The organism is Streptomyces sp. NPDC059851 (genome assembly GCF_042732005.1).
GTDB lineage: Bacteria > Actinomycetota > Actinomycetes > Streptomycetales > Streptomycetaceae > Streptomyces.
Map to the genome: position 1 here is coordinate 1 of NZ_JBHWJJ010000088.1, position 12,022 is coordinate 12,022.

A 12,022-nucleotide genomic window follows, 5' to 3' on the forward strand; every position below is an offset into this window, starting at 1 on the left:
AAACGCGCAGCCGGCCCCGGCGGTCGGGGGGGGGCCCGTCGGCGCATGTCCGTCCTCCCGTCAGAACTCGACGAGGAGCTCGCGCAGGCCGCGGATGACGTAGCCCGGCTGCCATTCGGGTTCGCGGACGAGCTTCAGCGGCGGGACCCCCTCGGCCAGGAACGCGCCGAAGGACGCCGCCAGCTCCCGGCGGGCGAGGGGCGCACCCAGGCAGTAGTGGATGCCCGCGCCGAAGCTCAGGTGGGGATTGTCGGAGCGGGACAGGTCCAGCACGTCCGGGTCCTCGAAGCGGGAGGGGTCCCGGTTCGCGGAGCCGAACAGCAGGGCGACCTCCGCCCCGCGGGGGATGACCGTGCCCCCGACCTCGATGTCGTCGAGGACCCACCGCTCGAACATCTGCAGGGGTGTGTCGTAGCGCATCAATTCATCCACAGCTGTGGACAACTTTTCGGGACGGAGCCCGGCCAGCTGGGCCGGGTTCCGGAAAAGGGCCCACCAGCCGTTGACGGTGGTGTTCACCGTCGCCTCGTGCCCGGCGTTCAGCAACAGCACACAGGTGGAGATCATCTCCTGCTCGCTGAGCCGGCCCTCCTCGTCATGGGCGGCGATCAGCCCGGAGATCAGGTCCTCGCCGGGCCGCCCCCGCCGCTCGGCGATCAGCTCCCGCAGATAGGCGCTGAACTCCACGCTCGCCCGGACCGCCCGCCGCGCCGTCTCCTCGTCCGGCCGCAGCTCGAACATCCCGCAGATGTCCGCCGACCACGGCCGCAGCAGCCCCCGGTCCGCCCCCGGAACCCCTAGCAGCTCCGCGATCACCGCCACCGGCAGCGGCTCGGCCACGACGGTGAGCAAGTCCCCGCCGCCGTCCGCGAGCAGCCGCCCCACCAACTCCGCCGCCAGCCGCTCCACGGCCGGCGCGAGCCGCTCCACCGTCCGCGGGGTGAACGCCTTCGACACCAGGCGCCGCACCCGGCCGTGCGCCGGATCCTCCAGGTCCAACAGGCCGTTGCCGTTCAGCACGTGGAACGGCTCGTGCTCCGGCGGCGGGGCCTGGCGTCCGAACTCCTCGTGGGAGAACCGGTGCAGGTAGGTCCGCCCCAGCCGCCGGTCGCGCAACAGCGCGCTCACATCGGCGTAGTGCGGCACCAGCCACTGCCCGGTGGCCTCCCACCAGATCGCCCGGCCCTGCGCCCGCAGATCCCGGTAAGCGGGGTACGGATCGGCGACGAACTCGGCATCCCACGGATCAAAGCCCATTGTCGAAGCCTAGCCAGACCGCTCGCCGCTCGCCGTCCGCCGCTCGCCGGCCCGCCGGCCCGCCGCACCCGCGCACCACGCATCCGCCCCGAGCACACCCCCTACGGTGCAGCGCCCCGCTAGGACGGCGTCACGAGACGCGTCTCGTACGCGAACACGGCCGCCTGGGTCCGGTCCCGTAGGCCCAGCTTCACCAGGATCCGGCTCACATGCGTCTTGATGGTGGACTCGGCGACCACCAGCCGGTCCGCGATCTCCGCATTGGACAGGCCCTGCGCGATCAGCACCAGTACCTCCGTCTCCCGCTCCGTCAGGGCCTCGACCGCCGCCGAGCCGGCGAGCCGCGGCGCCGCCGAGAGCTTCGAGAACTCCAGGATCAGCCGCTTGGTGACCGTCGGCGCCAGCAGCGCCTCCCCGGACGCGACCACCCGCACCCCTTCGGCGAGTTGCCGGGCCGAGGCGTCCTTGAGGAGGAACCCGGAGGCCCCCGCCCGCAGCGCCTGGTACACGTACTCGTCGAGGTCGAAGGTCGTCAGGACCAGCACCTTCGCGTCCGTGTCCGCGGCGACGATCTCCCGCGTCGCCTCCAACCCGTTCATCACCGGCATCCGGATGTCCATCAGCACCACGTCCGGCCGCAGCGCCGCGACCCGGTCGATGGCCTCGCGGCCGTCGACCGCCTCCCCGACGACCTCGATCCCGTCCATCGCGTTCAGCAGGACGGAGAAGCCCTCCCGGACCATCATCTGGTCGTCGACGATGAGCACCCTGATCGTCATGCCGGGGCCTGCGCCGTGTCCTGGGCCGGCTCCTGCCGTCCGCGCACCGGTATGAACACCGCCACCTCGTACCCTCCCGCTTCCGTCTCCCCGGCCGTCATCTCCCCCTCCAGCATGGCCACCCGCTCCCGCATCCCCGTGATCCCGTGCCCGGCGCCCGGCGAGGGCCGCACGTCCCCGGTCGGCTTCCCGTTGACCACCCGTATGCCCAGCCCGCCCAGCACATAGCTGACCTCCACGCCGGCCGCCGCCCCCGGAGCATGGCGCAACGTATTGCTCAGTGCCTCCTGGATGATCCGGTACGCCGACAGCTCGACACCCTGCGGCAGTTCCCGCACTGCGCCCGTCACCGTCTTCTCCACGCTCAGCCCGGCGGCGCGCACATTGGCCAGCAGCCCTTCCAGCGAGGCCAGCGTCGGCTGCGGCGCGTCGGGCGCCTCGTAGTCCGCGGAGCGGACCACGCCCAGCACCCGGCGCAGCTCCGTCAGCGCCGCCACCGCGTTCTCCCGGATCGTCGCGAACGCGGCCTCCAGCTCCGGCGGCGGGTTCTTCACCCGGTAGGGCGCGGCCTCCGCCTGGATCGCCACCACCGACATGTGGTGCGCCACCACGTCGTGCAGCTCGCGCGCGATGGTCGTGCGCTCCTCCAGCAGGGTACGGCGGTCCCGCTCGACGGCCGTCACCTCCTGCTGCGCGCTGACCTCCTCAGCAGCCTCCCTGCGGACGTTGCGGACCGTCACCACCAGCAGGGACACCGCCAGCAGGAAGGCCATCGGCGCCACGTTCTCCGGCTCGCCCAGCCCGATCAGCGTGGGGATCACCAACCCGACCAGCAGGGTGATCAGCCACATCCAGCCGGCGGCCCGGGGCCGGGTCCGCATCGCCACAACGGTCACCACGAACAGGTACATCACGAAGGCACCAGGCGACCGGGGCCATATGCCCACGTCCGAGCCGGCCAGGGAGAGCACCCCGGTGGCCAGGAGCGCCGCCCAGAACGCCCCCACGGGACGTATCAGCGTCATCAGGACCGGCGCGGCCGCTATCAGCCCCACCACGAGACTGCCGAGCGCCCAGTCGGTGCCACTGCTGGTCGAGGCGAGCAGCAGCACGAACAGGGTCACCGCGCCCACCACGGCATGCGGCAGGTGCGCCAACCGCCTGCGTATCCGCTGCGGGAGCCAACGCACCAGCAGACCGTCCGTGCGCATCGGCGGTAGCGGCCGGTACGCGAAGGCATCCGTCACCAGGTCCTCGCGCAGGCCCTGCAGCAGGTTGGAAGCCAGCCGGAACTCGGGGGACCGGGGCGGGGCCCCGGATGTGGTCGTCTCGGTCATGCCCCCACGGTAGGTCGCCCTTCCCGTCGTCCGCGTCGCCGCCGAAGGGGATCTACCGGCCTCCCCCTCAGGTACTACGCGCCGCCTTCAGTAGCCCGCCGGACGGACCAGACCCGTTTCGTACGCGTACACCGCCGCTTGGGTGCGGTCGCGCAGGCCCAGTTTCACCAGGATCCGGCCCACATGGGTCTTCACCGTCTGCTCGGCGACCACCAGCCGCGCCGCGATCTCCGCATTGGACAGGCCCTGCGCGATCAGCGCCAGGACCTCGGTCTCCCGCTCCGTCAGCTCCGCGATACGGGCCTTCGACGGCGCCCGCGGTGCCCCCAGCCGGGAGAACTCGGTGATCAGCCGCTTGGTGATGTTCGGCGACAGCAGCGCCTCCCCGGCCGCCACCACCCGCACCGCCTCGGCGAGTTGGTCGGCCGAGGCGTCCTTCAGCAGGAAGCCGGAGGCCCCGGCGCGCAGGGCCTCGTACACGTACTCGTCGAGGTCGAACGTGGTCAGGACCAGCACCTTCACGGCGGAGCCGGCGGTGGTGATGGCGGACGTCGCCTCGATACCGCCCATGCCGGGCATGCGGATGTCCATCAGGACCACGTCGGGCGCGAGTTCTGCCGTCTTCGCCACCGCGTCGACGCCGTCCACGGCTTGCCCGACGACCTCTATGTCCGGCTGTGCGTTCAAGAGGACGGTGAAACCCTGCCGGACCATCATCTGGTCGTCGGCGATCATCACCCGGATCGGGTCGGCCGGCGTCGTCATCTCTGTGTTCAGCCCTTCTTCGTCGCTGGATCCATGGGGAGCACGGCGCTCACCTCGTACCCTCCGCCGGGCCGCGGACCGGCGGCCAGCTCGCCCCCCAGCATGCCCGCCCGCTCCCGCATGCCGAGCAGCCCGTGCCCCGCCCCCTGCGAGGGCGGCACCGGGCGGGTCGGGGCGGTGTTGGCGATGCACAGGTGCAGCTCGTGCGGCCCGTACGCGATGCCCACTTCGACGCGTGAACCGGGCGCGTGCCGCAGGCAGTTGCTCAGCGCCTCCTGCACGATCCGGTACGCGGTCAGCTCGACGCCCGGCGCGAGCGGCCTCCGTATCCCCGCGATCTCCGTGGCGACGGTCAGGCCGGCGCTGCACACGTTGTCGACGAGGCCGTCCAGTTCGGCGAGCGTGGGCTGCGGGTGGTGCGGGTTCGCCGCGTCCTCGGGGTGCTCGGAGCGCAGCACGCCCAGCACCCGGCGCAGCTCCGTCAGCGCCTCCAGCGCGTTCTCCCGGATGCCCGCCAGGTTCTCCTTGAGCTCCTCGGAAGGATTCTCGACCAGGTGCGGGGCGACCTGCGCCTGGATGGAGATCACCGACATGTGGTGGGCGACGACGTCGTGCAGTTCGCGGGCGATGCGGCTGCGCTCTTCCAGCAGGGTGCGCTGCGCGCGCTCCTCCTCGGTGAGCGTCTCCTGCTCGACGAGTTTGGTGCGGGCCAGCCGGGTGGCCCGCAGGGCGTACCCGAGCACCCCGACGAAGCCGAAGAGCAACGCGACGCCGGGGACGGTGCTCTGGCCGTGTTCCGGCTTGAACAGGAGCTCGGCGAGGCCGGTGAGGCCGACGGACAGACCGATGACGGCGACGGTCACCCGGGGCGGCACGCGCAGCGCGACCAGCAGCAGCACCACGGCGAACGGGAACATCCCGCCGGAGGTCCAGGGCCAGGTCTGGCCGTTCCCGACCCGGTCGTGGATCTGTGCCGCGACCAGCCCGGCCGCCAGTAGGCCGAGCCACCAGCCGGCGATCGGCCGGAACATCGCGAGCAGGACCGACCCGCCCGTCGCCAGTGCCGGCACCAGCGGGTGGCCGCCGGTGACGCCGTAGTGGTCGTCCATGTGCGCGGCGGTGAGGAAGGTGCAGAAGATTCCGATGTAGCCGATCACGCAATGCGGCAGCCAGGCCAGCCAGCGGGGCCGGGACAGCCGGGGCAGCGGGTCCCACGCGACGGTGAGCAGATCCAGGGCGAGCGTTCGCAGCAGGACTCGGGCGGGCGTCGAGGTCGGGGCCGTGTCCATGGCCGTGGTGTCGCTCGCATCGTTCACGCCGCCCAGACTAGGCATGAGCGATCATCTCCTCGGTCGCCGCTCGTTCTGCGTCCGGGCCGGCGGAGCCGGCGACCGCACGGGAAGGGGCGCCCCGGCGGGGCCGCCGGGCCTGTTCGTACGCGCGGAACGCGGTCCAGCACACGGCCAACGCGGCGGCGAACACCGGCAGCCACAGCAGTCGGGCGGCTATCCACTCAGGAGAGTCGGGCACGGTGTGCAGCCCGGGCAGATCGGCGGGGGCCAGCAGGCCGAGCGTGGTGACGGCCATCATCGCGGTCTGGTGCCACAGGAAGATCGTCATCGCGGACAGGTTCGCCAGCCCCACCGCCGCCCACCACCGGGGCCGCCGCACGGCCCGGGCCACCGGCTCCCGCAGGAGCAGGACCAGCCCGCACTGGGCGAGGCCGAAGGTGGCCGCGGCCAGGGTCGGCGGGTTCAGGTTCGATATCGCCGCCCCCGGGACCCCGACCATGGACGCCGGGTAGCCGCCCCACAGGACGAGCGCGGCGGTACCGGCGGCGCCACCGCCCAGCAGCAGCGCGGCCGGGGTGCGCCGCGTGAACGCACCCCGGGACCAGGCCGCTCCCAGGGTGTAGGGGACGAGCCAGCCGGCGGCCACGTTGACCCAGCCGACCCACGCGGGTGCGCCAGGCCCGAACCGCCACATGTCGACGCCCGCCACCACGGCCAGCGGCCACAGCGGGTTGAGACGGGCCACGAGCGGGGTGGCGGCGGTGAGCACGGCGAAGACGAGGAGGAACCACAGCGGGGAGAGGACGAGCCGGAGCAGGGCGTGCACGGTCTGCTGCTCCGCCCCGCCGAGCAGCATCCCGGCCGCGGCGACGGCCCACACGGCCAGCACCGCGGCGACGGGCCGGAACAGCCGTGACAGGCGCTGTCCGACCCAGGCGCCGTACGACAACCCGCGCTCGCGCGCCGCCGCATGGCCGCGGGCGGCGACGTGGCCGCCGACGAGGAAGAACACGGCCAGTGTCTGGAACACCCAGGACACCGGCGCCAGCCAGGGCATCAGCGACAGCGGGCTGGTGGTTTTCAGGCCGCCGTCGGCGGTGGTCAGGGCGGTGACCAGCCAGTGCCCCAGCACCACCCCGAGGATGGCGAGGGCCCGCAGCGCGTCCACGGTCCGGTCCCGGTCGGCGGGTGTGGCCGCGTCCACTCGGTCGGCCAGGGCGTACCAGCGGGCGCGGAGACTACGCACGGGGGGCCTCCAGGGTGCCGAGGACGATGCGGGCCAGGCTGTCGAGGGAGGCGGTTCCGGGCTTGAGGTAGTCGCTGTGACCGACCGGCCCGGCCGCGAACACGCGGGCGCCGAAGGCGGGGGCGACGGGATCGGTGCCGAACCCGACGGCGCCGACGCGTACGTGTGGGACCCGCCCGATCCAGTCGTTGCCGCCGCGGCCGGCCCACACCCGCGCAGCAGTGGGCAGCTCGGCGGCGGAAGCCGCGCCCGTGCCCGGGCTGCCGAACACGGCGATGTCGCCGACCTTGGGCCCGGTGGCGGTACGGGCGCAGACCACCGAGCCGTAGGAGTGGCACAAGAGGGAGAGCCGGGCGCCGGGGACGGAGACCTGCTCCAAGCGGCGCAGGAACGGCGCCAGTTCCGCCGCGGCCTCCTGCGCCCGGTCGGCGGTGAGTACGGTCGCGCTGACGGTGCCGGGCGTGTCGTAGCCGAGCCAGGCCACCACGGCCGAGCGGGTGTGCTCGGCCTGCAGGCGCTGCTGCAGGGTGACCGCCCCGGCCCTGAACCGCTGGTAGGTGTCCAGGGTGGTGTCGGAGCCGGGCACCAGCACGGTGATCCGGTCGGCTGTCTCCAGGTCGCCGAACACCTCGACGGCGCGCCCTCTGCCCCGGCCGTCGAAGGCCAGGAACTGCGCGGTCCCCTCCACCTCCATGGCGTGGAGCCGATCGGCGCGGCCGCTGCGGCCGGCGTCCCGGGCCGTGCGGGCCGCCTCGGCGAGGTTGGCGAGGTTCGCGGCGTACGCCTCCCTGGGCGCGGCCCCTTCGGCGAGCGCTGCCGGTATCGGCGCCGGCACACCCGGGGAGGCGGCGGCGGACACGGGGACGGCCACGGCCGCGGCGACGAGGCCCGCCAGCAAGGTGCGGCCCAGACGGCCGCGCAGGCGGCCTGCGGTCCGGCGTCCTCCAGAGCCTTCTCCGGGGCGTCCTTCGAGGCGGGTCATGGCGGTCCCCTGCTCCTTCGCTGGCCGGCGCGCGGCGCCCATCGGCTCCTCCGAGCGGCCTGCGGTTGCCGCCTCTTCTGCGCTTTCTGGTCTCCAAGTTAGAAATCGGAGGGCCTGGTCGGCGTCCCGCTGGGGAGCCGCCTTCGCGGATAGCTCTCAGGTATGACGGGGGCAACCTGAGAGCCAGGCAACGCTGTTCGGGAGGAGGAGTGCATCATCCCCGGGGATGCATCCCAGGGGCCGGCGCGTGACCGAACCCGGCCGCTACGGTGGGCGGTGTGATCGACGACGACTGGCGCAACGACCGCATAGGCAGCGCCCACCGGGGTGAGAACCCGACCGTCCTGCGCCGCCTCGACCAGGGCTTCGCCGTGATCGGCGACCGGCAGTTCCTCCCCGGGTACGCGCTACTGCTGACCGACGACCCATCGGTGACCCGGCTCTCCGACCTGCCCCGCGCGCGCAGGGCCGCGTACCTCGGCGACATGGAACGGCTCGCCGAGGCCGTCGAGCGGGCCTGCCGGCGGCTCGACCCGGCGTTCCGCCGGGTGAACATCGAGATCCTGGGCAACGCCGACCCGTATCTCCACGCCCACGTCTGGCCGCGCTACGACTGGGAGCCGGCCGACCGGGTCCGGCTGCCCGTCTGGCTGTACGAGGAGCAGTACTGGAGGGGGAGCGAACACGAGCTCGGCCCCCGGCACGACGGGCTGCGGACGGCCATCGGAGAGGAACTCGACCGACTGGGCGGGAGCGCGGCGGGCTGACGGCGCGGGTCCGGGCCCGCGGCGGGTCCGGATCCGGGCCCGTCGGCGGGTCCGGACCCGCCGAGCCGGTGGGTGCGGTCGGGCTGGTGGGGGGCGCGCCGAGGGCTACGGGGCCGTCGCGACCCGGATGCCGAAGCCGATCAGGACCACCCCGGTCACCCGGTCCAAGGTCCGGCGCACGCACGGCCTGCCGAAGAACCGCCGGGCGCGGGAGAGGACGTACACGTACGTGCCCAGCCAAGCCACCGTCAGCAGCACGTGGACCAGCACCAGCAGGGCCATGCCCGCCGCGGGGCGCAGGCCGGACGGGGCGAGGGCGGGCAGCAGGCCCGTGTAGAACACGGCGATCTTGGGGTTGAGGGCGTTGCTGACGAGACCGGTGCGCCAGGCGCCGAGGGCGTCGGACCCGCGGGCGGTGCCTTCGGGAGCGGGGTCCGCGCCCGGGCGGCGCAGGGACTGGATGCCGAGGAAGCACAGGTAGGCGGCGCCTGCGAGTTTCACCACGAGGTAGACCTCGGCCGAGGCCGCGAGCAGCGCGGCGAGGCCTGCGACGGTGAGCGCACCCCACAGGAGCAGGCCGGCGGTGATCCCGGCCACGGTGCGCAAGCCGTCGGCGCGGCCCCGGGCGACGGCGCGCCTGGTCACGATGGCCATGTCGGGGCCGGGGACGAGGGTGAGGAGTGCCAGGACGCCGGTCGCGGTGAGGAGTTGCGTGAGCACGCCGCCCAGTCTGCCAGTGGCAGGGGGCGGCGTAGGGCGTACGGCGTCAGGGGGCCGCAGGCCGGGGGAGGGTGCTGGCCAGGTCGAGGGTGCTGGCCAAGTGGAGGGTGCTGGCCCAGGTCGAGGTGCGGTCAGTCGGGGGCGGGGAGGGTGTCCAGGGCCGCGGTGAGGCGGTCGAGGGCTGCCACCGTTTCGCGGAACGCGTCGTCGCCCAGGCGCTCCGCCAGGGCCGCGGCCAGGGCGGCGTGGCCCGGGTTGATGCGGGTGATCGCGGCGCGACCCGCCTCCGTCGGGCGGAGCAGCTTCGCGCGCCGGTGCGCCGGGTTGGGTACGTACTCCGCCAGGCCTTGGGCGGCCAGCAGGTCCGCGATGCGCTGGACGCTCTGCCGGGTGATCCCCATGGCGCGGGCGATGCCCGCCACCGGCAGCGGCTCCTTGAGGACGGCGCCCAGTACCTGCCACCGCGCCGCCGTCAGCCCGGCCGGCCGGGCCAGTTCCTCCGACAGGGCGAGGAAGCGTCCGTTCAGGCCGAAGACGCCCAGGGCGGTGCGGCTGAGCAGGTCCTGGCGGGCGCGCAGCGAGAGCGGCTGCGGTGCTGCGGCGGGCGCGGGCGCCGGTTCACGCATCGCCGCGCTCCGCCGCCGCCATGAGGACCGGGAACGCGCTCTCGTCCGAATCGTGGAACAGGCGGTACCACGCGTCCAGGACCTCCGGCTGGTACACGCCCAGCTGCGCGAAGACCTCGCGGGCGAACGCCACGGGCTCCGTCGGCCCCGCCGTGATCAGGCTGCCGTCCGTCACCGCGTCGGCCTCCACGTACCGTTCGGCGCCCCCGTAGCCCGGCTGCTCGGACAGGTACGCGGCGGCCGCACTCGTGTGGTGGTGGTCGTCCAGCAGGCCCGCGCGGGCCAGGCCCGCCGTGGCGCCGCAGATCGCCGCGACCGGTACGCCGGCCGCCAGGAACTCCCGCGCCTTCTCCGCGAACGGCGCCAGCTCGTCGCTGGTGTCCCACAGGGACGCGCCCGTCAGGATCAGGAGGGCGGAGTCCTCGGGCTTGAGGTCCGCCAGGGCCATGTCGGGCTGGATGCGGACGCCGCCCATGGTGGTGACCGGCTGCTCCGCCGCTAGTGCGACCGTACGGACCTGGTGGCCGCGTTGGGTCAGATGTGCCGTGGTGTGGCCGGTCTCCCAGTCCGCGTACGTGTCGTAGACCGCGAGGTGGATCCGCTTCGCCACTGTCCGCGCCGACTCCGTCGTGCCGTTCATGGACGTGCCTCCTTGCTGGAAGGGGTATGACAGTAGGCTGTCATTTATGCAGCATGCTGTCAATGGATGGGTGCGGGCGACAGACTGCCGAGGGGCGGGGCCACGGTCCATACAGTCCGCCGATGTCCCCTCCGACCTGCGCACTCCTAGCGTGGCCGCATGACCCCGCACCTCCCCCTCGACGCGGACGGAGTCGCCGTCAAGGCCGCCGACCGCAAGCACGTCTTCCACTCCTGGTCCGCGCAGGACCTCATCGACCCGCTGGCCGTGGCCGGGGCCGAGGGCTCCTACTTCTGGGACTACGACGGCAACCGCTACCTCGACTTCTCCTCCCAGCTGGTGAACACCAACATCGGCCACCAGCACCCGAAGGTCGTCGCCGCCGTCCAGGAGCAGGCCGGCCGCCTGTGCACCCTCGCGCCCGGCTTCGCCGTCGACGTCCGCTCCGAGGCGGCCCGCCTCATCGCCGAGCGCACCCCCGGCGACCTGGACAAGGTGTTCTTCACCAACGGCGGCGCCGAGGCCGTCGAGAACGCGGTGCGGATGGCCCGGCTGCACACCGGCCGGCCCAAGGTGCTGTCCGCGTACCGCTCGTACCACGGCGCCACCGCCGCCGCGATCAACCTGACCGGCGACCCGCGCCGCTGGCCCTCCGACACCGGCGCCGCCGGGGTCGTGCACTTCTGGGGTCCCTTCCTCTACCGCTCCCCGTTCCACGCCGCCACCGGGACCGAGGAGTGCGAGCGCGCCCTGCGCCACCTGGAGGACACCGTGGTCTTCGAGGGGCCGGCCTCCATCGCCGCGATCATCCTCGAAACGGTCCCCGGCACGGCCGGGATCATGGTCCCGCCCGCCGGCTACCTGGCCGGCGTACGCGAGCTCTGCGACCGCTACGGCATCGTCTTCATCCTCGACGAGGTCATGTCCGGCTTCGGGCGCACGGGGAAGTGGTTCGCCGCCGAGCACTGGGGCGTCACCCCCGACCTGATCACCTTCGCCAAGGGCGTGAACAGCGGCTACGTCCCCCTCGGCGGCGTCGCGATCTCGGGGGCCATCGCCGAGACGTTCGCCACCCGCCCGTACCCCGGCGGACTGACCTACTCCGGCCACCCCCTGGCCTGCGCCGCCGCCGTGGCGACCATCGCCACCATGGAGGAGGAAGGCGTGGTCGAGCACGCCGCCCACCTCGGTCGGAACGTCATCGGCCCGGCGCTCGCCGAGATCGCCGAGCGGCACCCGTCGGTCGGGGAGGTCCGGGGCCTGGGCGCGTTCTGGGCCGTGGAGCTCGTACGCGACCGGCGGCCCCGCGAGCCGCTGGTCCCGTACAACGCTGCGGGCGCCGACAACGCGCCGATGGCCGAGTTCGCCGTGGCCTGCAAGGCCTCGGGCCTGTGGCCGTTCGTCAACATGAACCGGGTGCACGTCGTCCCGCCGTGCACCGTCTCGGAGGCGGAGGCCAAGGAGGGGCTGGCGCTCCTCGACGAGGCGTTGACCGTCGCCGACCGGCACACCACGGCCGCCGGCTGAGGCGGTTCGACTGACCGGAGCGGCCTGATCACCGGGGCGGTGGAGCCCTGGTGATCTGTATGTACGTATAGATCCTCATAACGT

General features: G+C 73.2%; 12 protein-coding genes. 2 read left to right on the forward strand and 10 right to left on the reverse strand.

Going from position 1 to position 12,022, the window contains the following annotated elements; genetic code table 11:
• Nucleotides 1-60: 60 nt before the first annotated feature.
• The 7 genes from ACFV7Q_RS25810 to ACFV7Q_RS25840 all read right to left on the reverse strand — a co-directional run bounded on the left by ACFV7Q_RS25810 (nt 61) and on the right by ACFV7Q_RS25840 (nt 7,658).
• A complete protein-coding gene (locus ACFV7Q_RS25810; protein WP_385431718.1) occupies nt 61-1,257 on the reverse strand; it encodes a cytochrome P450 in 1,197 nt (398 codons plus the stop codon).
• Between the two features lie 119 nt (nt 1,258-1,376).
• The gene (locus ACFV7Q_RS25815; protein ID WP_179176386.1) at nt 1,377-2,036 is read right to left on the reverse strand and encodes a response regulator transcription factor; all 660 of its coding nucleotides are present in this window, start codon (nt 2,034-2,036) and stop codon (nt 1,377-1,379) included.
• Complete coding sequence (locus ACFV7Q_RS25820; protein WP_385431720.1) at nt 2,033-3,373, reverse strand: sensor histidine kinase; 1,341 nt, start codon at nt 3,371-3,373, stop codon at nt 2,033-2,035. The genes ACFV7Q_RS25815 and ACFV7Q_RS25820 overlap by 4 nt, the downstream gene beginning before the upstream one ends.
• Before the next feature lie 87 nt (nt 3,374-3,460).
• Nucleotides 3,461-4,138, reverse strand: a complete 678-nt coding sequence (locus tag ACFV7Q_RS25825) for a response regulator (protein ID WP_385431722.1) — start codon at nt 4,136-4,138, stop codon at nt 3,461-3,463.
• Between the two features lie 8 nt (nt 4,139-4,146).
• Nucleotides 4,147-5,454, reverse strand: coding sequence for a sensor histidine kinase (locus ACFV7Q_RS25830; protein WP_385431723.1), 1,308 nt, complete (start codon nt 5,452-5,454; stop codon nt 4,147-4,149).
• Between the two features lie 10 nt (nt 5,455-5,464).
• Nucleotides 5,465-6,676, reverse strand: coding sequence for an acyltransferase (locus ACFV7Q_RS25835; RefSeq protein WP_385431725.1), 1,212 nt, complete (start codon nt 6,674-6,676; stop codon nt 5,465-5,467).
• Nucleotides 6,669-7,658 carry an alpha/beta hydrolase gene (locus ACFV7Q_RS25840; RefSeq protein ID WP_385431727.1) on the reverse strand — a complete coding sequence of 330 codons (990 nt, stop codon included), beginning with the start codon at nt 7,656-7,658 and terminating at the stop codon, nt 6,669-6,671. The genes ACFV7Q_RS25835 and ACFV7Q_RS25840 overlap by 8 nt, the downstream gene beginning before the upstream one ends.
• Nucleotides 7,659-7,939: 281 nt before the next feature.
• Here ACFV7Q_RS25840 and ACFV7Q_RS25845 point away from each other — a divergent pair, with 281 nt between their 5' ends.
• Complete coding sequence (locus tag ACFV7Q_RS25845) at nt 7,940-8,425, forward strand: HIT family protein (RefSeq protein WP_385431770.1); 486 nt, start codon at nt 7,940-7,942, stop codon at nt 8,423-8,425.
• A gap of 105 nt (nt 8,426-8,530) precedes the next feature.
• On the opposite strand, the gene ACFV7Q_RS25850 is transcribed toward ACFV7Q_RS25845, so the two are convergent.
• The 3 genes from ACFV7Q_RS25850 to ACFV7Q_RS25860 all read right to left on the reverse strand — a co-directional run bounded on the left by ACFV7Q_RS25850 (nt 8,531) and on the right by ACFV7Q_RS25860 (nt 10,411).
• Entirely contained in the window at nt 8,531-9,145 is a 615-nt protein-coding gene (locus ACFV7Q_RS25850; protein WP_385431729.1) for a LysE family translocator, read from the reverse strand.
• A 131-nt stretch (nt 9,146-9,276) separates the two neighbouring features.
• Nucleotides 9,277-9,771 (reverse strand): MarR family winged helix-turn-helix transcriptional regulator, encoded by a 495-nt coding sequence (locus ACFV7Q_RS25855; RefSeq protein ID WP_385431730.1) that lies wholly within the window; start codon nt 9,769-9,771, stop codon nt 9,277-9,279.
• On the reverse strand, nt 9,764-10,411 hold the full coding sequence (locus ACFV7Q_RS25860) for a DJ-1/PfpI family protein (protein WP_385431732.1): 648 nt from the start codon (nt 10,409-10,411) through the stop codon (nt 9,764-9,766). The genes ACFV7Q_RS25855 and ACFV7Q_RS25860 overlap by 8 nt, the downstream gene beginning before the upstream one ends.
• A gap of 159 nt (nt 10,412-10,570) precedes the next feature.
• Between ACFV7Q_RS25860 and ACFV7Q_RS25865 the strand changes: the two genes are divergently transcribed.
• Entirely contained in the window at nt 10,571-11,938 is a 1,368-nt protein-coding gene (locus tag ACFV7Q_RS25865) for an aspartate aminotransferase family protein (protein ID WP_385431733.1), read from the forward strand.
• The last annotated feature ends 84 nt before the right edge of the window (nt 11,939-12,022 follow it).

Bases quoted from the DNA above. Each gene is read 5' to 3' on its own strand.
- ACFV7Q_RS25810 (WP_385431718.1), bottom strand. From the start codon at position 1,257: ATGGGCTTTGATCCGTGGGATGCCGAGTTCGTCGCCGATCCGTACCCC.
- ACFV7Q_RS25865 (WP_385431733.1), top strand. From the start codon at position 10,571: ATGACCCCGCACCTCCCCCTCGACGCGGACGGAGTCGCCGTCAAGGCC.
- ACFV7Q_RS25820 (WP_385431720.1), bottom strand. From the start codon at position 3,373: ATGACCGAGACGACCACATCCGGGGCCCCGCCCCGGTCCCCCGAGTTC.
- ACFV7Q_RS25855 (WP_385431730.1), bottom strand. From the start codon at position 9,771: ATGCGTGAACCGGCGCCCGCGCCCGCCGCAGCACCGCAGCCGCTCTCG.
- ACFV7Q_RS25840 (WP_385431727.1), bottom strand. From the start codon at position 7,658: ATGACCCGCCTCGAAGGACGCCCCGGAGAAGGCTCTGGAGGACGCCGG.
- ACFV7Q_RS25860 (WP_385431732.1), bottom strand. From the start codon at position 10,411: ATGAACGGCACGACGGAGTCGGCGCGGACAGTGGCGAAGCGGATCCAC.
- ACFV7Q_RS25815 (WP_179176386.1), bottom strand. From the start codon at position 2,036: ATGACGATCAGGGTGCTCATCGTCGACGACCAGATGATGGTCCGGGAG.
- ACFV7Q_RS25825 (WP_385431722.1), bottom strand. From the start codon at position 4,138: ATGACGACGCCGGCCGACCCGATCCGGGTGATGATCGCCGACGACCAG.